The organism is Paenibacillus sonchi, assembly GCF_016772475.1.
Taxonomy (GTDB): Bacteria; Bacillota; Bacilli; order Paenibacillales; family Paenibacillaceae; genus Paenibacillus_AQ; species Paenibacillus_AQ sonchi.
In genome coordinates, this window is the sequence record NZ_CP068595.1 from 6,062,212 (window position 1) to 6,084,338 (window position 22,127).

The window sequence follows — 22,127 nt, forward strand, 5'->3', positions numbered from 1 at the left end:
AGGAGGTGTAATCTATGTCCCGCAAATGTACTGTAACTGGCAAGAAACCGGGCAGCGGCAACCATGTATCCCATGCGAACAACCGCAACCGTCGCTCTTGGGGAGTTAACGTTCAGAAGGTCCGTATCCTCGTGAACGGCAAACCGAAACGCGTGTACGTCAGCACCCGTGCTTTGAAAGCCGGCAAAGTTGAACGCGTTTAGTCTCTGGTTATTCTGAGACCTAGCGATATCTCATATTTGAAGCAAAAAGCACCCTTTACAAACGTAAGGTGCTTTTTTTCATGTTTTCTGTTCAATTCCGTCTTCAGCTTTTCTGAAAAGTGTTCAAAATCGCTTTAACAAAACCTCCCAAAAATCTTGGCAGCTTGAACGTGTAAAATTTCATCCTTAACCCTCCCATCAATTCATGCCGTACGGTAGGAGACTTTCCTGTCGTGCGCTAACGTAACGAATGCAGACCTCCCTTTTTGAACCAAGCAGAACCGGAAGAGCCGTACTCTGGAAGAGGCGGCTCCCGTTTCAGCGGGAAATAGAAGGAACCTTTATAGCGCTCATATAAAGTCTTCTATTCAAAAAAAGGCTACATGAGATTTCTGCTCATGTAACCATATTTATGCGTCAGCAACTTGGCCTATACCATTAGTTCGAACGTGTGCTTACAATTAGCGCAGAGCCGCTTCTGCGGCTTCACGGATCGCCTTGATGGCAGCTGCGCGGTCACTGCGTCCGAATACGGCATTACCGGCCACCAAAACATCTGCTCCCGCTTCAGCGACCAGCGGTGCAGTTGCTTCAGCGATGCCACCGTCAACTTCGATGCGCAGGGAGGTATGATTGACTTCCCGTGCCCACTCGCGGATCTGGCGGATCTTCTTCAGCGTGTGCGGAATAAACGACTGTCCGCCGAAGCCCGGGTTCACAGTCATTACCAGCACCATATCCACATCCTCCAGCACCTCGCGCACCGCCGAAGCGGGCGTACCCGGATTGATTGCTACTCCGGCCAGAAGGCCCAGCTCTTTAATCTGATGCACCACCCGGTGAAGATGCACACAGGCCTCGGCATGAACTGTAATGACGTTAGCTCCCGAGGCTGCAAACTCAGGGATATAGCGCTCAGGGTTCTCAATCATCAAATGAACATCAAGCGGCAGAGAGGTATGTGCCTTCACAGCCTTTACAATCGGCGGTCCAAGCGTAATATTCGGCACAAAATGGCCGTCCATAACGTCTACATGAATCCAGTCTCCGCCATGGGCTTCCGCTTCTGCAACCTCAGCGCCAAGCGCGGCAAAATCAGCCGACAATATCGATGGTGCGATTGTGATCATAATGTTAGTACCTCCGCTTTTTATCTTTCATTTCATTGTAAAACAGCTTGTAATGCTCATAACGGCTGCCAGCGATAGCTCCGGAGTTCACAGCCTCAACGACACGGCAGCCCGGTTCATGAATATGGCTGCATCCGCGGAATTTACAGTTTTCGGCATAGGGGGCAAACTCGCGGAAACAGGTGGACAGCTCTTCCACACCCAATTCCAGAAAATCAAGCTGGCTGAAGCCCGGGGTGTCCGCCACAAAACCGCCGCCCCCGATATCCATCAGTTCGACATGCCGGGTCGTATGCCGTCCCCGGCCCAAGCGGAGGCTGATCTCCCCCGTCTCCAGCCGAAGGCCGGGCACAAGCCGGTTCAGCAGGGTCGACTTGCCTACACCGGACTGTCCGGAGAAGACACTAATGATCCCGGCCAGACGTTCCCGCAGCTCCTGGCTGCCAGAGCCGGTAAGTGAACTCGTGACGATCACTTCATATCCGATATGCTCGTACAGCGCTTTGACCTGATTCGTGGCATCGCCATCGTCCTCGGCCAAATCCTGCTTCGTCAGCACAATCAGCGTCTCCAGGCCGGAGTGTTCAATGTGAACCAGAAATTTATCCAGCAGGTTCAGATTCATATCCGGTTCGCGTACAGAGAACAACAGCACAGCCAGTTTGACGTTGGCTACCGGCGGACGGATCAGCTCGGATTCCCTGGGGAGCAGCTCATCAACCATGCCTTCCCCGTTTTCAGTCAAGACGTATTTAATGCGGTCGCCCACAAGCGGAGCGGTCCCTTTCTTCTTCAGAATTCCCCGCCCCCGGCACTGTACAGCTTCCTCCTCGGCAGCAATCACTCCATCGCGGAGCGGTTTGACGTAATAATAACCGCTTAATGCTTTGATGATAATTCCCTCAGGCATACATCATGAGCCATCCTCTCCTGATTTTGCACAAATGACCCAAGTTCGTAGGCTACCCGGGTCATTCTGCTGACTGCAGCCGCTCCGGGATTCCTCCCGGGCAGCTCAGTTTGTCACTTTTATTTGTCTTTGTTTTTGCCTATGTCTTTGTCCTTGACTTTATTGTCTGCTGTCTGCCCGTTAACGGTATCACTGGCCACGAATCCTGTCTGATTTACTGAACCCGTAGTTGTGCCTTCTTCAGTTGATGGAGGCAGAATCTCGGGCTCTATCGTTGGATCGGCAGTGGCCGGCGGCGGGTCTGTCGGTGCCTGCGTCGGCTCAGGAGTATGCTGGACCGGTGGCTCCGGATCAGGCACCGTTCCATTTTTGGCGTCCGCATACTTAATCGAATAGGTAGCGACAAAATCACCATCCTGGTAGACAGAAACGGAACCGTCCTTATTAGGGGCCAGCAGCAGTTTCACAGCCAGCCTTTGGCTTTTGGCAATCGTGCGCGTTCCCCATTCCTGGTTCTCGCCATCCTTGCGGGCATCGGCATAAATAATGCGGATTTTGGTCTTGGTGCCTTCCACCGAAGGGGCTACCGGCACATTGAATGTATATTCCAAGGCTTCAGGCGGGTAACCTGTACTAACGGTAATGTTAATCTTTTCGCCTGGCGAAGCCGTATCGCCTTTTTCATAAGGCCATTGCTCCATAACGATGCCTTTCTCGACGGAGAAGCTGGATTCCTCCTTGACTTCACCGAGGACAAGACCTGCACCTTCAAGCAGGCTCTTCGCCTCTGCCTGCGGCTTGTTAGTAAGATCAGGTACATCAGCAGTCTCTTTCCCTTGGCTCACAATCAGCTTGACCGTCGCCGTCGCCGGATCATACTCGCTGTCCACGGCTGGCTCCGTGCCGATAACCTGCCCTTCAGGGAAATCCTCGCTGTAGCGCTGGTCCGGGGTGATCCGGCTCTGATCCACACCTTCAGCGATCAACAGCTTCATCGCTTCTTCTTCAGTCCTGCCCGCTAAAGGAATCATCTTAGAAAGCGGCTTGGCAGTGCTTACCGTAAGAGCAATATGCGTGTCTTCCTTAACCATAGTATCCGGCTCTTTACTCTGCTTCCATACTACATCAGGCTCGAAATTTGCATTGTACTCCTGCGCAGGCGGTTCGTCGGCAACGAGCCCGGCCTTGGCAAGCTCCGCTTTTGCTGCTTCAAAGGACAGGCCGGTCACCTTGGGTACCGCTACTTCATCTACGGCCAGCTTGGCATTTACATACCAGACCACTCCGCCCATAGCAATCAGCACAAGCAGTGTGAGGCTGATCCACAGCACAGCACGTCCCGACTTGCGCTTGCCCGGGCTGCGGGGCTCATCCTCTTCTTCCCGCCTCATCCGCTCTTCACCGCTGCCGGCGCGGCTGCCGAGCCCCCGCTGCATAGGCCTGATTGCCGGAATAATGCGGGTTCGGTCCTCGTCTTCCTCATCATGGAACTGCGTTTTGGATTCACTGCGCCGTTCCGGAAGCAGACAGGTCTCCAGATCCTGCAGCATTTCCTTCGCCGACTGGTACCGCTCTTCGGGATTTTTGCGCATGGATCTTAAAATAACATTCTCAACGCTTTGCGGAATCAGCGGATTCAGCAGCCTCGGCTCTTCAAATTCCTCCTGCAAATGCTTCAAGGCTACGCTGATCGGACTTTCGCCCAGAAAAGGAAGCACTCCGGTAAGCATTTGGTAAAGCACAATCCCCAAGGAATAAAGATCGGATTTCTCCCCGTAGTCACCCCTTTGGCATGCTCCGGCGAAAAATAATGCACCGATCCGACTACTGAACCCGTCTGGGTTATCGTTGTGGAAGTGACTGCCCGGGCGATCCCGAAATCCGTCACCTTGACTCTTCCATTGCGCCCGATCAGGATATTATGCGGCTTGATGTCCCGGTGTATGATCTGATTCTGATGGGCATGATCCAGCGCATCACAGATCTGGGAGGCAATACGTACGGCTTCATCCACCTGCAGTGGAGCCCGTTCTTTGATGATCTCATTCAGATTCTTGCCTTCCACATACTCCATAACAATATAATGAATTTCATCTTCCTGGCCCACATCATATATACTAACCACATTTGGATGTGACAACGATGCAGCGGACTGCGCCTCCCGCCGGAAACGGCGGATAAATTCCTCATCATGCACAAACTGATTTCGCAAAACTTTGATAGCAACGTTCCGGTTGAGCAGAATATCATGGGCTCTGTAGACAAGCGCCATGCCTCCTCCTCCGATGCGTTCAATAACTTGGTAACGGCCGCCCAATTCGTGACCGATCATCTATCCCACTCCTTTGTCTCGGGCACAGCGGCCTCTCCTTGATGTTCTAACATAGCGACACTTATATTATCGCCGCCGCCTGCCAGCAAAGCCAGCTGAAGTAAACGGTCCGCCCGTTCCTCTAAGGATATCTCCTGTATCCCTGCCACTTTCCCCAAATGCTCCTGGCTGACAAAATTGCTGAGGCCGTCACTGCATAGAAGCAGAAGCTCCCCCGGTTCCAGACGCACAGGCGCCAGATCAGCCGTTACCTCGGCATCCGTCCCCAGCGCCCTGGTCAGAACATTGCGGCGCGGGTGGTTATCAAGCTCCTCCAGGCTGATCTGGCCGTTCTTGAACAGCTCATTGACCAGCGTATGATCCTCGGTTAACTGGACGGCTGCACCATCCTTGATCAAATAGGCTCTGCTGTCCCCGATGTGGCCGATATATCCGGCTTCCCCCTTAAGCAGCACAGCAACGACTGTTGTACCCATATTATGGTACTTCTCGTCACTTGATGCCTCATTGTGGACTGCATGGTTAGCTTCATATATGGCGGCAGACAGCGCATGCTGCAGCTCTTCCTCCGGCAGATCAGGCTGAAGCCCGTACAGGGCATTCTTCATGGTCTCCAGAGCAAGACGGCTTGCGGTGTCGCCAGCCAGATGTCCGCCCATTCCATCAGCGATAATGCCGAGGGTATAGCCGTTTTGGGTCACGCCGATCCAGACGGAATCCTCATTGACAGTACGAACCCGGCCAACGTCGCTGGCATGAACTGTTCTGATCAAATATCCTCACCCCAACTTCTCCATGTGTTTGGCACGCAGCTGTCCGCATGCGGCCGCTATATCATGGCCCTGCTCACGGCGGATGGTTACATTTACACCATGGTCGGCCAGAATACGCTGAAATTCAAAAATATCATTGCGGGAAGTCCGTACATACTTGCGCTCAGGCACATGATTCACGGGAATCAGATTCACGTGGCAGAGCATGGTCTTAAGCACCCCGGCTAGTTCTTCCGCATGTTCTTTCTGGTCATTCACGCCGCCGATCAGGGCATATTCAAAGCTGATCCGGCGGCCGGTCTTAGCCTGATAGTACCGCAGGGATTCAATCACATCATCAAAAGGATACCGGCGGTTCACCGGCATCAGCTTGGAACGCAGCGCATCATTGGGTGCGTGGATCGAGATCGCCAGATTGATCTGGGTATCCTCGTCAGCAAATTTATAGATGTTCGGCACAATCCCGCTGGTGGAAACCGTGATATGCCGTTGTCCGATATTCAGGCCTTTCTCATGGATCATCAGACGCAGGAACCGCATAGTCGCGTCATAATTCTCAAAGGGTTCGCCCGTGCCCATAATGACAATGCTGCTGACCCGCTCGCCGCGGGCATCCAGAATCTGCTGGGAGCGAACCACTTGGGCCACAATCTCGCCAGCGGTCAGATCGCGTTTAAGACCGCCGAGTGTAGAGGCGCAGAAGGTGCACCCGATCCGGCAGCCAACCTGTGTCGTTACACAGACGCTGTTGCCATAATTGTGCTTCATAATAACAGTCTCGATCGCGTGATCATCATGCAGGCCGAACAGGAATTTCACGGTGCCGTCCTTGGACTCCAGCTTGGTAATCTCAGTCAGCGCCGCTATGCGGAACTGTTCATCCAGCTTGGCGCGCAGCGCCTTGGACAAGTTGCTCATCGCTTCGAAATCATTGACCCGCTTGACATACAGCCAGTCAAAAATCTGCCCGCCGCGAAAAGCGGGCTCACCGTTGTCCTTAGCCCACTGCTGCAACTCTTCCAGAGAAAAATCATATATTAAAGGTTTCATTAGAATTAGCACCTGTACTTTCTTAAGATATAGAAATTTATCAGCATACGCACACCAATCTGTTCTACTTAAGGATATGCGTATTATTTCTCATTCTTCCTATTTTAACACAAATATCAGAGACGGTAAAAGAAAAGCCCGCCACGCATAAAGACCCGCGGGCGGGAGACCGGTTAACGCCTAAAGAAATTGCTATGTTAAAAGAGTCTTTGCAGCCTGGAAATGTAGAAGCCGTCACTGCCGTAATGCTGCGGCAGCAGCTGAAGCCCTTCTCCTGCCGCAAGTGCGGTTTCCTCCAATCTTTTCCATACCGGAGAAGTGAAGGTTGCAGAAGTAAACCCGGGATTGTTCCCGAGAAATTCTGCGATTACGCTGCTGTTTTCGGCCTGCTCTGTAGTGCAGGTGCTATAAACCAGAATGCCGCCGGGCTTAAGCAGCCGGGACACCGATTGCAGCAGCTCCGCCTGAAGAGCAGCCACACTGGCTACATCCTCCGGTTGTTTGCGCCATTTCAAATCGGGCTTGCGGCGGATGACCCCAAGTCCTGAGCAGGGGGCATCAAGCAGAATCCGGTCAAACGACTCCGGTTCAAATGTCTGGGCCAGCCGGAGCGCATCAGTGCTGCCTGTGGCAATACACTCCAGGCCAAGCCGCTGCGCCTGATCTGCAATCAGCCGGGCTTTGTGGGGATGCAGATCATTTGCATAGATATATCCTTCGTCCTTCATCAGTTCGCCCATGTGGGCGCTTTTGCCGCCCGGTGCGGCGCAGCAGTCAAGCACTCTCATGCCTGGCTCAGGCGCCACCGCTTCAGCCACCAGCATGGAGCTCTCATCCTGTACGGACAAATAACCGTCCCGGTACCAGGAGGTCAGCGCCAGATTGCCGCCGCCTTTGACCACAATGCCGTAGGGGCTCACCAGCGAAGGCGAAGCTGCAAGTCCAGCTTCAAGCATCTGTTCCAGCAGCGCATCACGGCTGATCATTGTCAGATTCACACGCACACTGGCCGCCGGAGGCTCATTGTTCGCAGCGCACATTGCTTCGGCGGCATCCAATCCATACTCCGCAGCCCATTGCTTCACCATCCACAAGGGATGGGAATGGAGGGTAGAAATCCGCTGCTCGGGGCTGAGGTTCTCCGGCAATACCGGAAGCTCCCCGGCACGCAGCACGCTGCGAAGTACACCATTCACCATTCCCGATATTCCCTGATGTCCGCGTTTCTTGGCGATATTGACCGCCTCGTTAACGGCGGCATGAGAGGGAATCCGGTCGAGATACATGATCTGATACAAGCTTAAGCGCAGCAAATTGCGGACCCAGGGCTGAAGCTTGGCAATGCCTTTGCTGACGAACCCGTCCAGTACATAATCCAGGGTAAGGAGCCGGGAGATGCTGCCATACACCAGCTCCGTGGCAAGCCCTGCATCCTCGCGGCTGAGTGCAGTCTTTTGCAGGCTGCTGTTCAGCAGAAGATTGCTGTAGGCTCCCTGCTGCTCGACACGGACAAGAATATCGAGCGCCGCTTCCCGGGCAGATTCGGCTGCCCGGGTACCTGCGGCACCAGACCGGGCAGGCTTGCCTGCGGTTCCTTTTCTTGCACTGCCGCCTGCCGGGCGTGCTCCAGGTGCTCCTGCACCGTTCCTGCCGCCGTCCGGCTGCATAAACGGCCCCTTGCGGCCCGCGCCGCCGCTGGCCGCGCTCAACCCAGCACCGTCCCGGGCTTCATCGCTGCGCCGCGGCTGAAATCGGCTGCGGTCATAGCCTTTTTGCCGGCTGGCTGAACCGTGGTCAGGGACAGGCTGCCATCGCCTGTCTTCACTTTAACGCCACTGCCGCTCACCTCTATGACCGTACCGGGCACGGCCCCGCTGCCTCCGCCGTCCGCAGCAGGCTTATGCGCTGCCCACACCTTGAACGTTTCGCCGTTCCAGAGGGTAAAAGCGCCAGAGAACGGAACCAGCCCGCGAATGCGGTTATAGATGTCTTGCGAGCCGGCGCTCCAATCAATCCGTTCATCTTCCCTGGTGAGATTCGGCGCATAGGTGGCTTCGCTGTCATCCTGCGGAGTTGCCTGCACACGCCCTGCGGCCAGCCGGGGCATTTCCGTCTTGAGCAGCTCACATCCCGCCAGGCTCAGTTTCTCGAACAGAATTCCCGAAGTATCCTCTTCTCCGATTGGAACCTCTACCCGTGAGATCATGTCTCCGGTGTCCAGTCCTTCCGCCATATACATGAGGGTAACCCCGGTAAGCTTCTCGCCATTGATAATACAGCGCTGAATCGGCGCACCGCCCCGGTATTTCGGCAGCAGCGAGCCGTGAACATTCACACAGCCGTACTGCGGAAGCTCCAGCACCGCTTTGGGCAGAATCTGTCCGTAAGCGGCCGTAACAATCAGATCCGGCTCATAGGCAGCCAGCTCCGCCACGGATTCAGGACGCCGCAGCCGTTCAGGCTGCAGCACTGGCAGTCCCAGAGCTATAGCTGCCTCTTTGACCGGAGACGGGTGAGTGTTTTTTTCGTCCCTGCGGCCGGTCAGGCTGGGTGACAACTGCAACTATCTCATACCCTTCCTTCACCAGCATTTGCAGGGAAGGCACCGCAAAAGCCGGAGTCCCCATGAACACTATCTTCATTCCATTCACTCCCCAGTTTCGCTGCGCTCAGCGGTATACTCATATACCTTCTCGGCGATATCCGTGAACAGCACCCCGTTAAGATGGTCAATCTCGTGCTGAAATGCCCGGCCCAGCAGGCCGCTTCCGGTAATCGTCACTTCGTTGCCTTCACGGTCCAGCCCACGCACGGTTACCGTCTCGGCACGGCGCACATCACCATTCAGACCGGGAATGCTCAGGCATCCCTCCGGCCCGAACTGTTCGCCTTCCATGCTGACAATTTCCGGATTGATCAGCTTGATCAATCCATGCTCCTCATCGGCATCCACGACGATCAGCCGTTTCAAAATACCGACCTGCGGCGCAGCCAGCCCAACCCCTTCCGCGTCATACATGGTATCCGCCATGTCATCCAGCAGCTTTTGAACATTGGGGGTTATCTTCGTCACCGTCTTAGCTGTCTTATGCAGCACCTCATCCGGTTCTTTCACGATCAGCCTTATAGCCATTTCAAACACACCATCCTTGAACATTTCTATAGTATAACTTTCCCTTTTATGAATTTTTCAAGTTCATCTTATATAAGCTTTCTGCAATGCGTACCTATTGTATCATGCCTGCCGATTACATCAACATTTGCGGATCTACATCCAGACTGATCTGCAGTCCGGTATCGCGAACCGAATCCTCCAGCTCTTCCGCCACCTGGCGGGCCAGGCCGATGGCATCAATGGAGCCGCGCCACTTGATGATACATTGGAACCGGTACCGGCCTTTTAGCCGTGGAAGCGGGGATGCGACAGGACCGAGCAGATCGAGCGCATCGGAGGACAGCTTGTCCAGGCTGCCGAACCAGCGCAGCTGCCGTGCTTTGCCCTGCAGGTTCAGCGCGTAATTCTCCGCCAAACGCAGCAGCACCGGCAGCTGTTCATGAGAAAGCGTGACTAGAATCAGCCGGCAATACGGAGGGTAATGCAATTCCCGGCGGTGCTTCAGCTCTTCCCGTACAAAAGAGTGGTAATCATGCCCGCTGGCATGAACGATGGAATAATGCTCCGGGGTATAGGACTGCACAACCACCTCGCCGGGAAGCTGATGGCGTCCGGCTCTGCCGGCAACCTGCGTCAGCAGCTGGAAGGTTTTTTCCGCCGCCCGGAAGTCCGGCAGGTTCAGCGCAGAATCGGCAGTAATCACTCCCACCAGAGTAACGTCTGGAAAGTCCAGCCCTTTGGCTACCATTTGCGTGCCCAGCAGCACATCGGCTTTTTTGTCCCTGAACTGGTTCAGCAGCTTCTCGTGTGAACCCTTCTCCGTGGTCGTGTCCACATCCATTCGAATGACACGGATGCCGGGAAACAGCTTGCCGAGCTCTTCTTCAACCCGCTGGGTGCCTGTACCAAAAAAACGGATATGCTCGCTTCCGCATTCCGGACACAGCTTAGGCGCCGGTTCCGCATGGCCGCAGTAGTGGCAGCGGAGATTATCGCTGCGGCTGTGATACGTCAGCGAGATGTCACAATCGGGACAGCCCGCCACATAACCGCAGCTGCGGCACATCACAAAGGTGGAAAAACCTCTGCGGTTCAGCAGGAGCACCGTCTGCTCCCCGCGTTCCAGCCGGCTCTCCAGAGCCGCATGGAGCCGGCGGCTGAACATCGAACGGTTCCCTTCCTTCAGTTCCTCCCGCATGTCTGTCACATGCACCTTGGGCAATTCATTGCCCAGTGCACGGCTGGGCATGTTCAGCAGGACTGGCGAGAAATGAATATCGCTCTGCGACCTGGCCGCATGATAGCTCTCCAGTGAAGGAGTGGCGGAGCCAAGGATCACCGCAGCTCCAGCCTGCTCTGCACGGCGGACCGCAACATCACGCGCATGGTATTTCGGATTCTCCTCCTGCTTATAAGAGGATTCATGCTCTTCATCCATGATGATGAGGCCCAGACTCACGAACGGAGCAAAAACCGCGGAACGGGCGCCTACAGCCACCGATGCTTTACCTTCGCGGATTTTGCGCCATTCGTCATACCGCTCGCCCACAGACAACCGGCTGTGCATCACAGCGACTCCACTCCCAAAGCGGCCTTTGAACCGCTCGACCATCTGCGGCGTGAGAGCAATCTCGGGCACAAGCACCACCGCCTGCCGCCCTTGATCCACGCAGCGCTGGATACACTGAAGATAGATTTCTGTCTTGCCGCTTCCGGTAACTCCATGCAGCAAAAACACCTCATGCCGCTGCTCATCCACAGTCGCGGCAATTCTGTTATATACAGTTTCCTGCTCTTCTGTCAGCGGCAGCGGTGTACTGGGCTTGAAATCACGCCCCCGGTAAGGGTCCCGGTATACCTCAATCTCGCTAATCTCAATAAAACCCTTGTCCTCCAGGGCTTTTACCGTCCCTGCCGTGACCTGCAGAATGGATAAAATATCCTTCATCGGCATCGGAAGCATCGCCTCCATGTCAATCAGGAAAGACAGCACTTCTTTTTGGCGGGCCGAACGCGCGGGGAATCCGGCAAGGGATTCGCGGGCCGCCGCGAGCCCTATAGCCAAATCAACCGCCTTCAGCTTCTTTTTGCCCATCTTGTCCTTAATCGACTGGCTCTCGGCCAATACGCCGCGGCGGAGCATAAACTTCACCGTCTCCGCTGCGTGGGGGAAGGTCCGGGTCAGCAGCTTCATGGAGACTTCTCCATGGCGTCCGACAAATTCTGAAATCCGGTTCTCCTCCTGATCCGTCTCCAGGAACAGCGGGAACAGCTCATCAGCGGTGGTGTTCCCTTCATCCGCCGCATCGCCGAGCGTTATCAGCCGTTCAGCCTTGCCTTTGAGAGCCGTAGGAAGCATCGCCTGAAGTGCGGATATCCGTCTGCAGGCGTATCTTTGGCTCATCCAATCCCCCAGCTCGACCAGCTCCGGGGACAGCGGGGGAAGCAGATCCAGCACTTCCTGTATCGGCTTCATCCCTGATACTGTACCTGTCTCCCCGGATTCCAGGGATACCACAAACCCCTGCACCGTACGGTGCCCAAAGGGCACTGCTACCCGGCTTCCCACCTCGATCCATAGTTTAAGCGGGTCTGGTATCAAATAATCAAACGGCCGGTCAGTGCTGCGCACAGGAACATCGACAATGACCTTGGCTATCTCCATTATAATTGCGCTCCGGAAATACGTTTGGCCGCCAGCTGCAGCAGCTTACTTGCTACCTCATCCTTGGAAGTCTGCGGCAGATCAAGCACCAGTCCTTCTGCATCATAGACGGATACAATATTAGTGTCTGTACCGAATCCGGCACCTTCCATGGTAACGTCGTTGGCAACAATCAAATCCAGATTTTTGCGGATCAGCTTGTCCCTGGCATAAAATTCGGCATTGCCTGTTTCAGCCGCAAAACCGATGAGAAACTGCTTATCCTTGTGTTTCCCCAGATTCTCCAGTATGTCTGTTGTTTTCACCAGTTCAAGGCTCAGCGTATCTCCGCTCTTCTTAATCTTGGATTCCGCACTCTGCCGCGGGCGGTAATCCGACACAGCCGCAGCCTTGACCAGAATATCGCAATCCTGCCAGGCGTTCAGTACGGCTTCATACATGTCCGCAGCCGATTCAACCCGGACCACGCGAATCTCCGGGTCCTGAGGAGGCGCTTCATCGGTGCGCGCAGCGATGAGGGTGACCTCTGCTCCCATTGCACGCGCTGCACGCGATAGGGCGAAGCCCATTTTGCCGGAGGAATCATTGGTAATATAGCGGACCGGGTCAATGCGCTCGATCGTTCCGCCTGCAGTAATTACCACTTTTTTACCGGCGAGCGGCCCATTTGCCGCACTGTCCTGCTGAGCAAAAAACTGTTCTACCACCTCTACAATCTTTTCCGGCTCCTCCAGCCGCCCTTTGCCTACATAACCGCAGGCCAGCTGGCCTTCACCCGGCTCTATGAATTTCACTCCCCGCTTATACAGCGTGTTGATGTTGTCCATCACCGCGGGATGCTGATACATGTGCACATTCATGGCAGGCGCCACCATCACCGGAGCTGTAGCCGCCAGCAGCGTGGTGGACAGCATGTCATCCGCCAGGCCGTGGGCCATTTTGGCGATAATATTGGCTGTCGCCGGTGCTACAAGTACAAGATCGGCGGAATCCGCCAGATCAATATGCGAAATCGAAGACGGATCGCGCTCCTGAAAGGTATCGCTGTATACACGCTGCTTGGATAAGGACTGCAGTGTCAGCTCTGTAATGAACTGCTTGGCCGAGGCGGTCATAATCACATGCACCGTGGCCCCTTTTTGTGTAAGCTTGCTGGTCAAGGCCGCGCCTTTATAGGCAGCAATCCCGCCGGTAATCCCCAAAATAATCGTTTTGCCCTGTAAGCTCTTCAACGTAATCTCCCCCCTGTTCCCTTGTCATCTGAAAAATCCTCAGATTTTGAGAAAAAATAACAACCTTCCGGTTGTCAGATACCGCCCGGTCCGGGCTATTCAGAACTACGTTCAAACTACAGACCTCCTAACCCAAGCAGAAACGGCTGCACCGTCCTAAAAGGACGGTACCCGTTTCTGCAATGGCCTAGCAGGGTACCTTCAGACTACTCTTCGCCGCGGGTTACTGTGATACGGTCTTCAAAAACTTCCTCCAGGGCAACACCAACGAACTTGTGCGATCTTGGAGCTTTGATCTCGGTCTTGCCGCCTTCCCGGAGCACTCTCGCCCGGCGGGCTGCAGCAACCACCAGGGAATACTTGCTGTCAACTTTGGTCATCATTTCGTCAATGGATGGATATAGCACGTAAGACACCTCTTTATCTTTTACTGGAATATGAGCTTAAGTTCTGTTGAGCCTGTCATCTCACCTTACAATGTTCGGCGATAATGATGCTTTCTATTCGCTTGCAGGCCAGATCTATCTCATCGTTCACTACTGCATAATCGTAATGCCGGATCAGGCTGATCTCATCCTCCGCCACGGACATGCGGTGGCTGATGACATCAGGATGCTCTGTTCCGCGCCCGCGGATTCGGTCCTTCAACTCGTCCATAGACGGGGGAAGAAGGAATACAAAGATGCCTTCAGGGAATTTCTCCTTGACCTTGAGTGCTCCCTGAACCTCGATTTCCAGAATAATATCTCTTCCGCTGTCGAGAGTTCTCTCCACAAAGTCACGCGGAGTACCGTAATAATTGCCTACGTACTCCGCATATTCAAGCAGCTGGTCGGCTTCGATCATGGCCGCAAACTGCTCTCTGGTCTTAAAAAATAGTTGACTCCGTTCTCCTCGCCTTCACGCGGCAAGCGTGTAGTCGCTGAAACAGAATAGACAAGCTCGGGCATCTTCGGCCGCAGTGCGGTGCATACGGTTCCTTTACCAACACCGGAAGGGCCGGATAATATGATCAGCAATCCTCTAGACATAGTACACTCCATTTGTTGTTATTCGTCGTTATCGTCATCTTTGCTGGACAGGCGGTGCGCCACAGTCTCCGGCTGCACGGCCGAAAGAATGACATGATCGCTGTCCGTAATGATGACGGCCCGCGTCCGGCGGCCGTAAGTTGCATCGATCAGCATATGCCGGTCTCTCGCCTCTTGGATAATACGTTTGATTGGTGCTGATTCCGGGCTGACAATGGAAATAATACGGTTGGCCGATACAATATTCCCAAAGCCGATGTTGATTAATTTAATTGCCATGTTCCGGTTGTTCCCCCATAGGTTACATCTTCGCTTACTTCAGGCAGCTGTCATTCCAGGTTCGCTGCTTGCTCACGTATCTTCTCCAGCTCGGCCTTCATATCCAGCGTCAGGTTCACCAGAGTGAGATGATTGCATTTGGACCCTATAGTATTTGTCTCCCTGTTCATCTCCTGAACGAGAAAATCCAGCTTGCGTCCTGCAGCCTCACTGCTTGTCAGCACAGCCTTGCATTGTTCAAAATGACTGTACAACCGGGTAAGCTCTTCATCAATATTACAGCGGTCGGCAAAAATAGCCATTTCCATTCCGAATTTATGCTCTTCAAAAGGGAACGTACCGTCATTCAGCAAGGTCAGCCGCTGCCGCAGTTTCTCGCGGTACTCGCTCACCACAACAGGAGCCAGTCCAGCCATTTCAGCATGGAGCTCCTCCAAATGATTCAGTCTCCCCAGCAGGTCAGCGGCTAGAAATCCGCCTTCACGGGCGCGCATGTCCATCAGCGCTTCCAGACTCTGGTTCAGCCCAAGTTCAAGGGTATCCTTGAGGTCCTGGGATGAGGCTAATGCATGTACATCCTCCTTGAGTTCCATTACACCCGGCAGAGCGAGGATGTCGCGAAGCTGGAGCTCACCGGAGATTCCAAATTCTTCCTTCAGCTGCTGTGCCGACTTCAAATAAGAACGTACCGCCGAACGGTTCAGCACCTGTGTGGAATCGGCCTCATCGGCATGCTCCCTGTTAATGATGACATCAACCCGTCCCCGTTTGATATGAGCTTGAACCTGTCTTCGCAGCATATCCTCATAAACTGTCCAATCCCGGGGCATCCGCAGCACAACTTCGCAGTAACGGTTATTCACCGATTTGACTTCGAACATTATCTTGTAACCGCCGAATTGCAGGGATGATTGACCGTATCCGGTCATGCTAAATGACAACGGAATCACATCCATTACACTATTGTAATTGATTATTACTAGCGAAACAAGGGGGACAATTTGCGCCCTTGTTTTGCCCACACGTACTCCAGAAGCTGCACACTCATATCATAGAACATGAATGGCGTCATCAGGTAAATGCCGTTAAAATGCGCAGTGGCCGCGTCCAGCAGCTCTTTGGCAATCCGCACTCCCTCTGCGCGTCCTGCTTCGCCTTCCAGTCCCTGCATACGGCTGCGAACCTCCGGGGATAGCTGAATGCCGGGCACCTCATTGTGCAGATACTCGGCATTGCGCCCGCTGGCGAGCGGCATGATGCCGATAAATATAGGAATCCCCAGATGCTCCGTTGCCTTCGCAATCCGGGCAATCAGCTCAGGATCATATACGGGCTGGGTCATAATATAGTCTGCACCGGAAGCGATTTTTTCTCCAGACGTTCAACTGCCTTGTCCAAATGCTTGACGTTAGGATTAAATGCAGCCCCGATCACAAAATTGGCGTTCTGCTTCAGCGGCTTGCCGGAAAAAGCGATGCCGTCATTGAGCTGCTTGATCATCCGTATAATTTCAAATGAGGTCAGATCATAAATAGAGCTTGAGCCCGGCAAATCCCCGAAACGGGCAGGGTCGCCTGTGACTGCCAGCACATGATCAATGCCCAGCGCATCGAAGCCCATAAGATGGGATTGGGTTCCGATCAGATTGCGGTCCCGGCAGGCAATGTGGACCAGGGGCCGCAGCCCTGTGCGGGCCTGCACCAGATGTCCCAGCGCCATGTTGCTCATCCGGGTCACAGCCAGCGAATTGTCCGCCAGGGTCAGCGCATCTGCACCTGCCTTGCGCAGCGCTTCCGCCCCCCGCATGAACTTCGCAATATCCAGATCACGCGGCGGATCAAGCTCCACGATCACCGTATGGCGCTCCTTGACCAGATCAACCAGTGTCGGCTCTCTGCCGTCACGTTCCTCATCCTCTGCCAGATGCTCCTGGACGATCAGGCGTTCGGGATCTCTCTGCCCCGTTGGTTCCGGCAGGGGCTGCGGAGTATAGCCGCGCAGCGCAGCAGAGATTTCGGCAATATGCTGTGGCGTTGTGCCGCAGCAGCCGCCGATAATCCGGGCTCCCATATCCGCAAAAACCGGAGCCATCTGGCCGAAATACTCCGGCGATGCGCCATAGCGGTACTGTCCGTCCACATAATCGGCGATACCGGCATTGGGATATATGGAAGCGGGGAGCTTGAGGTTCCCCTGCAGCGATTTTAGCGCCCGCTTAATGCCGTTAGGACCGGTCCGGCAGTTGAAGCCGATAACATCCGCCCCGTCCTGCTCCAAAATATGAAAAGCCTCCGGCAGCGTTAATCCGTCGAGGGTACGCGCAGTCTCATCCACAGCAAGCTGGCAGATCACCGGCAGGTCGCTGAGCTTGCGCACGGATCTCAGCGCCAAATGCAGCTCCTCCACATCATAGAAGGTTTCCAGCAGGATGCCGTCAGGCTGCTCTTCCAGCAGCGCCGAAAATTGCTCGGTATAAAACCGCTTCAGCTCTGTGCCGGACAGATTTGCCCGTTTGCCGGCGCGGATCGAGCCTACCGCACCGACAACATAACCCGATTCACCGGCGGCACGCCGCGCAATCCGCACACCAGCGCGGTTGATATCACCGACCTTGGCCTCCAGCCCGAATTTCGACAGCTTGTCATAATTGGCTGAGTAAGTGTTGCTCTCCAGCAGCACCGCTCCCGCTCCAATATAACTGCGGTGCACATCCTCAATCACCTCCGGAGAGGTCAAATTCAATTCTTCATAGGAGATGCCGACCGGGAAGCCTTTTTGATATAAAAAGTTCCCATCGCCCCGTCTCCGACCAATACGTTATTCTTCCATGCAGAGCGCAAATCCGGCTTCACCGCAAGAACCTCCCCTAATCAGTCCATAGTTTCATACTAATGTAACATAAATCGGGATGGATGATAAGCTTTCGTGAACAAAAGCAGAGCCAGGGCGCAACTGCAATTGCATGGCTGCGGGGAAAATGATTCATACTAGCAGAAAATGTCGATAAGGGGCCAGATTCCATGAAGAAAACAAACCGGAAGCTGCTGTTGAAAAAATATACGGTAATTGTGCTGCTGTCCGTACTCTCCCTGTTTTATTTATATTTCGGTGATTGGCTCTTTGGCTATGGGCTGGAAAATATCAGGTACATTGCAAACTACTTATTATACTCTGCTTCGGAAAAGCTGGTTGCACTGCTTATGCTGCTGAGTCTCATTATCCCGGATGCCGTGTACTTCATCCGCGGCACTCAGCCCGGCCGGGAAGCCGAGAAATAGCTTTTCACTACCGAGACGAGGATCAGAACAGCCGGTATCGCAATTATGAGAAACGGATACACGGTATACAGCAGTCTCCCTCCCTCATCCAGATGCTCAGTAAAGCTGCGGGCATCCAGCATAGAGGTAAACAAAATAATCAGGGTGCAGGGATAGAGCATTCTGCGGTAAGGGACGCCGAAGAGGTCAGATATCCCGATCAGAGCCGCAGCGAAAAACACAGAAATTTTAAAAAACACGCCGATGATCAGCACCATAACCACAAAAATATCCACACGCTGGATAAAGTCCGAAATTGATATTTTGCTGATCGTAGGCATCAGCGGCAGAGGGGAGCGCTCCACAATATCCGCCCCAAGCACAGAGATGTTCAGAGCCATCGTAAAGCTCAGCATCAGTGCGGAAACCAGCATCGCTCCGGCGATGACCCAGGGGCCTTTTTTTACATTAGAGAGAAAAGGCATGAGCATGGTAAAAGCGATCATTTCGCCAAAGGGGAACATATAGTTCTGATGCAGTACTGAACGGATTACAGGTTCTGCCCCATCCTCCAGCACCGGCAGAAGCCGGTTCAAATTAATAGATCCCGAGAACATCAGCATAAGGGTGCTGAATATGCCGATCAGCAGGACCAGGAGCAGAAAAACCAGGGATGTCCGGGTCAGCACTTCAAACCCTTTATGCAGAACGTAGGCGCTTGAAAGAATCATCAGCATGCTGAGAATGAACAACGGGGTGTTATGCATGGTAGCCATGGCAAGCATTGTACTGCCGTCACGCAAATCCCGGGCGGCCAGATTGATATAAAAAATAACATATATCAACGCTACGGGGGTCCCGATATATTTGCCCAGCAGCTTCCGGGTATAGGCTGTAAAAGACAGCCCGGGGTACTTTCTGTACAAATAAGCGTATCCTGCGAACAAGCCAATACCTCCCGCACAGCCGATAAGAATAGTGAGCCATGCATCCCTGCCGGCTGCCATGCCCAGATTAACAACCAGCGCCGTTCCCAGTTCAAACAGCAGGGTAATGCTGAAAAACTGGATCATCCCGATTTTAACTGTTCCCATTTCCTCACACCTCCGTCTGGTTAATACACCTGGAAGGAATTCCCCCGCATATCCGTATGTCTGATTACGGTGTCCGCATCAATTTTGATCTCGCAGGCCGCAAAAATATCCTCCCAATGATCCTTGATCTTCTTCCAGCCGTGAGGATTTTCCCGTTCAACGGCCTCTCCGAAGCCGATATAATCACTTTCCAGCTTCCGGGCAGCGGCAACCGCCCCTTCGATTTGGCTGCGGGCCTCCTTCGTCAACTGCCCCGACAGCTTCTCCAGGACTTCGGGCGAGGTAAGATCAAGTGAATTGGGGGATTCCTTGAGCGCCGCCTGTTGGGTGATTTTAATGATGATCACAGGATGTTCAGGGTCCTTGGCCTCTGCCTCCACCGATACTTGGGATTGATACACATTGAAAGCCAAATAGCCGTTGTCATTTTTAATGACCACGGGAAACTCTTTAAGTTTGTTAAGCAGAAGAACCGTACCGAACGCGGTTTTTCCTTCAACCCAGCCTTTGAGCTTATCATCCTTGAACACAGCCAATCTGGAAATTCTCAGTATCGTATCCGGAGTGATGGTTTTTAAGTTGTCATTCGAATTCGCGCGGTCTCTGTTTCCGGTCGTGAAAACACCATTAATAACCGGCCCCCCTCCCCTGACCTGGATGCCTCTGATTACATCATCCACCTCCATTTTGTAATTGTAGCCGAACTGCTTCGAGGTAGTGTCCAGCTTCTCAACCAGATCGTTGGCAGGAATCTTGCTGAACACAGTCATGGTCGACAACACTTCGCTGGCCGGCTGATCCTTGGAGATAAACACCAGACTGGTCAGCCGCATGTCGCTTTCCCTTTCCAGAACATCCAGCATATCTTTGATACCCTCACGGGCGAATTTCTCGGAAATGACCAGCACCCTGATATGCCCGAGTGACAAAAAGCGTGCAGTTTGCCGCGAAGCATTCGCCAGCGCTTCAAACATCGTCCGTCCGCTTCCGGAATATAATGCCACCGGTGAGTTGCTTCTGGTCTGTTCCCCGGAGATTTCCTCCGCAACGATTACCTGAAAGGAAAGGACATATTTCTGATCCTCCGACGGCCCCCTGTCAATCGCAACTCCGGAAACGATTGCCCGCCGGTTGAGTTCAACACTATCCCAGCAGCCGGTTAGAACGAGGGGCAGCAGCATTTGCATAGCGATCAAGAGGGAGAATCCCAGTCTTCTATGGTTCATCGGGCCGGTCTCCTTCCGCGGCTTCAGGAGGGTTGTCCGCCTTGCCTATCCATGGGGCCAGCAGTTCCTCATTCCCTGTAGTCAAACGCATGAACTCCGGCTGCTCGGCACGCATTTGCTGCGGGGATTTGCGGGGAGTCATCAGCCAGAGCGGCAGCCGCAGAATGGTATCCTTCTGACCTTTAACAGACAGCGGCACAAAGGGCGACAAATAAGGGACGCCGAAGGAACGCAGGCTGTTCATATGTGCCACCATGACAATCAGTCCCAGAATGACCCCATAGAAACCGAACATCCCTGCGAGCAGAAGAAAAGCAAAGCGGATAAGTCTGCCCGCAATCGACATGTTATAGGCTGGAATGGCAAAGCTGGCAATCCCGGTCAATGCGACGACAATCACCATTATCGGTGTGATAATGCCAGCCTCAACTACGGCAGAACCCAGAATAAGCGCTCCGACAACCGACACCGTCTGTCCGATGACACGCGGCATCCGCACACCGGCTTCACGGAGGATCTCAAACGCACCCTCCATCAGCAGCGCCTCGACCAAAGCCGGGAACGGCACATTCTCCCGCTGGGCCAGCAAATTAATCAGCAGTGTGGTCGGGATCATTTCATAATGGTAGGTGGTTAGTGCGATATACACGGAAGGACCCAAAATCAGAACGATAAAACTCATATACCTGACAATCCGCATCAGAATGGCAATATCAAATCTCTGCGAATAATCCTCTGCCGATTGGAAAAATTGCGTAAACACTGCCGGCAGAATCAGGACAAAGGGTGTGCCGTCGACAATAATCACTACCCGCCCCTCCAGCAAATTGCCGGCAGCCACATCGGGACGCTCTGTATTATAAATCGTGGGGAACGGCGTAAAGGTCTTATCCTGAATCAGCTCTTCGATATACCCGGATTCCAGCACTTCATTCATAGCAATCTTGCCCAGCCGTTCCCGCACCTCACTGATCAGATCTTCTCCCGCAATATCCTTCACATACATCAGCGCCACAAGGGTCTGGGTTTCACTTCCGATCTTCATGTACTCCAGACGCAGCTTGGGAGACTTGATTCTCCGGCGGATAAGGGAAATGTTAGTGGCCACCGACTCGACAAAACCATCCTTCGGACCCCGGACAACCAGCTGGGAGGAAGGCTCGCTGACTGAACGCCACTCCCCTCCTCTTGTAGCACAAAGAATAGAAGCCGCATAGCCGTCAAGCAGAATGGCGGTGTCCCCTGATAGAACCGCAAGCATCATCTCTTTCCATTCTTCCTTGATTTCCGCCTCCCCAATTTCCAGAGCCCGGCTCAGGATCATGGCCGGGAGCCGGCCTCCATCGTCGCTTCCCTCCCCGTTATCTACGAACAGACTTTCCGTGTTGCCAAGGAGAGAGCCGATTACAAATTGATTTACGGCGGTGGTGTCGGCCAGCCCGCTCAGGTGGACGGCTGCGGCCTGGATTCGGAGAGGACCGCCCAGTTGGATCTGGCGTATGATGAGGTCAGGGCTGTTCCCAAGCTCGGATTGAATATTCGCCAGGCTCTCAGACAGTTCTAAAGAGAGCCCTGTCAGCCTACCGGTCTGCGATGAACCCTTTTGATCCGTATGTGCCGCCTTATCTCTGCGCTTCAATTGACCCTTCGTGTCCATCTCAGGCCTCCTATCGAGTACTGGTTGGTATTATTTGCATTCAACCCTGCCATTATTCGGCTGCCCAGCCATATTGAAGACCGCAGGGCACCTACGCAAAAAACAGCAAATCCCCGTAAACGGAGACTTGCTGTCAGTCAGGTTATGATCATAGCTTGTTTGAAATCAGCTAA

At 53.8% G+C, this 22,127-nt stretch carries 17 protein-coding genes and 4 pseudogenes; 2 read left to right on the forward strand and 19 right to left on the reverse strand.

Annotated elements, in window-relative coordinates:
* Positions 1-14: 14 nt before the first annotated feature.
* On the forward strand, positions 15-203 hold the full coding sequence (rpmB, locus tag JI735_RS27065; RefSeq protein WP_019911441.1) for a 50S ribosomal protein L28: 189 nt from the start codon (positions 15-17) through the stop codon (positions 201-203).
* Between the two features lie 103 nt (positions 204-306).
* On the opposite strand, the gene spoVM is transcribed toward rpmB, so the two are convergent.
* The 16 genes and pseudogenes from spoVM to JI735_RS27145 form a co-directional block, all read right to left on the reverse strand.
* The gene (gene spoVM / locus JI735_RS27070) at positions 307-387 is read right to left on the reverse strand and encodes a stage V sporulation protein SpoVM (RefSeq protein ID WP_020431362.1); all 81 of its coding nucleotides are present in this window, start codon (positions 385-387) and stop codon (positions 307-309) included.
* Between the two features lie 277 nt (positions 388-664).
* Positions 665-1,333: a ribulose-phosphate 3-epimerase gene (gene rpe, locus JI735_RS27075; protein WP_039835391.1), complete on the reverse strand. Its 669-nt coding sequence runs from the start codon at positions 1,331-1,333 to the stop codon at positions 665-667.
* A gap of 4 nt (positions 1,334-1,337) precedes the next feature.
* The gene (gene rsgA, locus JI735_RS27080; protein WP_039835390.1) at positions 1,338-2,243 is read right to left on the reverse strand and encodes a ribosome small subunit-dependent GTPase A; all 906 of its coding nucleotides are present in this window, start codon (positions 2,241-2,243) and stop codon (positions 1,338-1,340) included.
* Between the two features lie 119 nt (positions 2,244-2,362).
* A pseudogene (gene pknB, locus JI735_RS27085) lies at positions 2,363-4,575 on the reverse strand (Stk1 family PASTA domain-containing Ser/Thr kinase).
* Entirely contained in the window at positions 4,572-5,348 is a 777-nt protein-coding gene (locus JI735_RS27090; RefSeq protein WP_039835389.1) for a Stp1/IreP family PP2C-type Ser/Thr phosphatase, read from the reverse strand. The pseudogene pknB and the gene JI735_RS27090 overlap by 4 nt, the downstream one beginning before the upstream one ends.
* Before the next feature lie 6 nt (positions 5,349-5,354).
* Complete coding sequence (rlmN, locus tag JI735_RS27095) at positions 5,355-6,398, reverse strand: dual-specificity RNA methyltransferase RlmN (protein WP_020431376.1); 1,044 nt, start codon at positions 6,396-6,398, stop codon at positions 5,355-5,357.
* A 197-nt stretch (positions 6,399-6,595) separates the two neighbouring features.
* Positions 6,596-8,065 (reverse strand): 16S rRNA (cytosine(967)-C(5))-methyltransferase RsmB, encoded by a 1,470-nt coding sequence (gene rsmB, locus JI735_RS27100; RefSeq protein WP_202677699.1) that lies wholly within the window; start codon positions 8,063-8,065, stop codon positions 6,596-6,598.
* 38 nt (positions 8,066-8,103) lie between these two features.
* Positions 8,104-9,040: pseudogene (gene fmt / locus JI735_RS27105) on the reverse strand (methionyl-tRNA formyltransferase).
* A 5-nt stretch (positions 9,041-9,045) separates the two neighbouring features.
* Entirely contained in the window at positions 9,046-9,531 is a 486-nt protein-coding gene (def, locus tag JI735_RS27110) for a peptide deformylase (RefSeq protein ID WP_039835385.1), read from the reverse strand.
* Positions 9,532-9,646: 115 nt separating this feature from the next.
* A complete protein-coding gene (gene priA / locus JI735_RS27115) occupies positions 9,647-12,178 on the reverse strand; it encodes a primosomal protein N' (RefSeq protein ID WP_039835380.1) in 2,532 nt (843 codons plus the stop codon).
* A complete protein-coding gene (gene coaBC / locus JI735_RS27120; protein WP_039835379.1) occupies positions 12,178-13,410 on the reverse strand; it encodes a bifunctional phosphopantothenoylcysteine decarboxylase/phosphopantothenate--cysteine ligase CoaBC in 1,233 nt (410 codons plus the stop codon). The genes priA and coaBC overlap by 1 nt, the downstream gene beginning before the upstream one ends.
* 206 nt (positions 13,411-13,616) lie before the next feature.
* Positions 13,617-13,817, reverse strand: a complete 201-nt coding sequence (rpoZ, locus tag JI735_RS27125; protein WP_020431395.1) for a DNA-directed RNA polymerase subunit omega — start codon at positions 13,815-13,817, stop codon at positions 13,617-13,619.
* A gap of 55 nt (positions 13,818-13,872) precedes the next feature.
* A pseudogene (gene gmk, locus JI735_RS27130) lies at positions 13,873-14,441 on the reverse strand (guanylate kinase).
* A gap of 18 nt (positions 14,442-14,459) precedes the next feature.
* Positions 14,460-14,720 (reverse strand): extracellular matrix/biofilm regulator RemA, encoded by a 261-nt coding sequence (gene remA, locus JI735_RS27135; protein ID WP_006209218.1) that lies wholly within the window; start codon positions 14,718-14,720, stop codon positions 14,460-14,462.
* A gap of 50 nt (positions 14,721-14,770) precedes the next feature.
* Complete coding sequence (locus JI735_RS27140) at positions 14,771-15,661, reverse strand: YicC/YloC family endoribonuclease (protein WP_039835378.1); 891 nt, start codon at positions 15,659-15,661, stop codon at positions 14,771-14,773.
* Positions 15,662-15,699: 38 nt separating this feature from the next.
* Positions 15,700-17,572: pseudogene (locus JI735_RS27145) on the reverse strand (bifunctional homocysteine S-methyltransferase/methylenetetrahydrofolate reductase).
* A 168-nt stretch (positions 17,573-17,740) separates the two neighbouring features.
* Here JI735_RS27145 and JI735_RS27150 point away from each other — a divergent pair.
* On the forward strand, positions 17,741-17,998 hold the full coding sequence (locus JI735_RS27150) for a hypothetical protein (protein ID WP_039835376.1): 258 nt from the start codon (positions 17,741-17,743) through the stop codon (positions 17,996-17,998).
* On the opposite strand, the gene JI735_RS27155 is transcribed toward JI735_RS27150, so the two are convergent.
* The 3 genes from JI735_RS27155 to JI735_RS27165 are packed head-to-tail and all read right to left on the reverse strand — an operon-like array spanning position 17,971 to position 21,954.
* Positions 17,971-19,071: a GerAB/ArcD/ProY family transporter gene (locus JI735_RS27155; protein WP_039835375.1), complete on the reverse strand. Its 1,101-nt coding sequence runs from the start codon at positions 19,069-19,071 to the stop codon at positions 17,971-17,973. The genes JI735_RS27150 and JI735_RS27155 overlap by 28 nt on opposite strands.
* 20 nt (positions 19,072-19,091) lie before the next feature.
* Complete coding sequence (locus tag JI735_RS27160) at positions 19,092-20,297, reverse strand: Ger(x)C family spore germination protein (RefSeq protein ID WP_051051760.1); 1,206 nt, start codon at positions 20,295-20,297, stop codon at positions 19,092-19,094.
* Entirely contained in the window at positions 20,287-21,954 is a 1,668-nt protein-coding gene (locus JI735_RS27165) for a spore germination protein (RefSeq protein ID WP_051051758.1), read from the reverse strand. Before JI735_RS27165 ends, JI735_RS27160 begins: the two co-directional genes overlap by 11 nt.
* Positions 21,955-22,127: the final 173 nt, after the last annotated feature.

Coding starts and splice junctions, on each gene's coding strand:
- rpmB (WP_019911441.1), top strand. CDS start 15: ATGTCCCGCAAATGTACTGTAACTGGCAAGAAACCGGGCAGCGGCAAC.
- spoVM (WP_020431362.1), bottom strand. CDS start 387: ATGAAATTTTACACGTTCAAGCTGCCAAGATTTTTGGGAGGTTTTGTT.
- rpe (WP_039835391.1), bottom strand. CDS start 1,333: ATGATCACAATCGCACCATCGATATTGTCGGCTGATTTTGCCGCGCTT.
- rsgA (WP_039835390.1), bottom strand. CDS start 2,243: ATGCCTGAGGGAATTATCATCAAAGCATTAAGCGGTTATTATTACGTC.
- rlmN (WP_020431376.1), bottom strand. CDS start 6,398: ATGAAACCTTTAATATATGATTTTTCTCTGGAAGAGTTGCAGCAGTGG.
- rsmB (WP_202677699.1), bottom strand. CDS start 8,065: ATGCAGCCGGACGGCGGCAGGAACGGTGCAGGAGCACCTGGAGCACGC.
- def (WP_039835385.1), bottom strand. CDS start 9,531: ATGGCTATAAGGCTGATCGTGAAAGAACCGGATGAGGTGCTGCATAAG.
- priA (WP_039835380.1), bottom strand. CDS start 12,178: ATGGAGATAGCCAAGGTCATTGTCGATGTTCCTGTGCGCAGCACTGAC.
- remA (WP_006209218.1), bottom strand. CDS start 14,720: ATGGCAATTAAATTAATCAACATCGGCTTTGGGAATATTGTATCGGCC.
- JI735_RS27150 (WP_039835376.1), top strand. CDS start 17,741: ATGAAGAAAACAAACCGGAAGCTGCTGTTGAAAAAATATACGGTAATT.
- JI735_RS27155 (WP_039835375.1), bottom strand. CDS start 19,071: ATGGGAACAGTTAAAATCGGGATGATCCAGTTTTTCAGCATTACCCTG.
- JI735_RS27160 (WP_051051760.1), bottom strand. CDS start 20,297: ATGAACCATAGAAGACTGGGATTCTCCCTCTTGATCGCTATGCAAATG.
- JI735_RS27165 (WP_051051758.1), bottom strand. CDS start 21,954: ATGGACACGAAGGGTCAATTGAAGCGCAGAGATAAGGCGGCACATACG.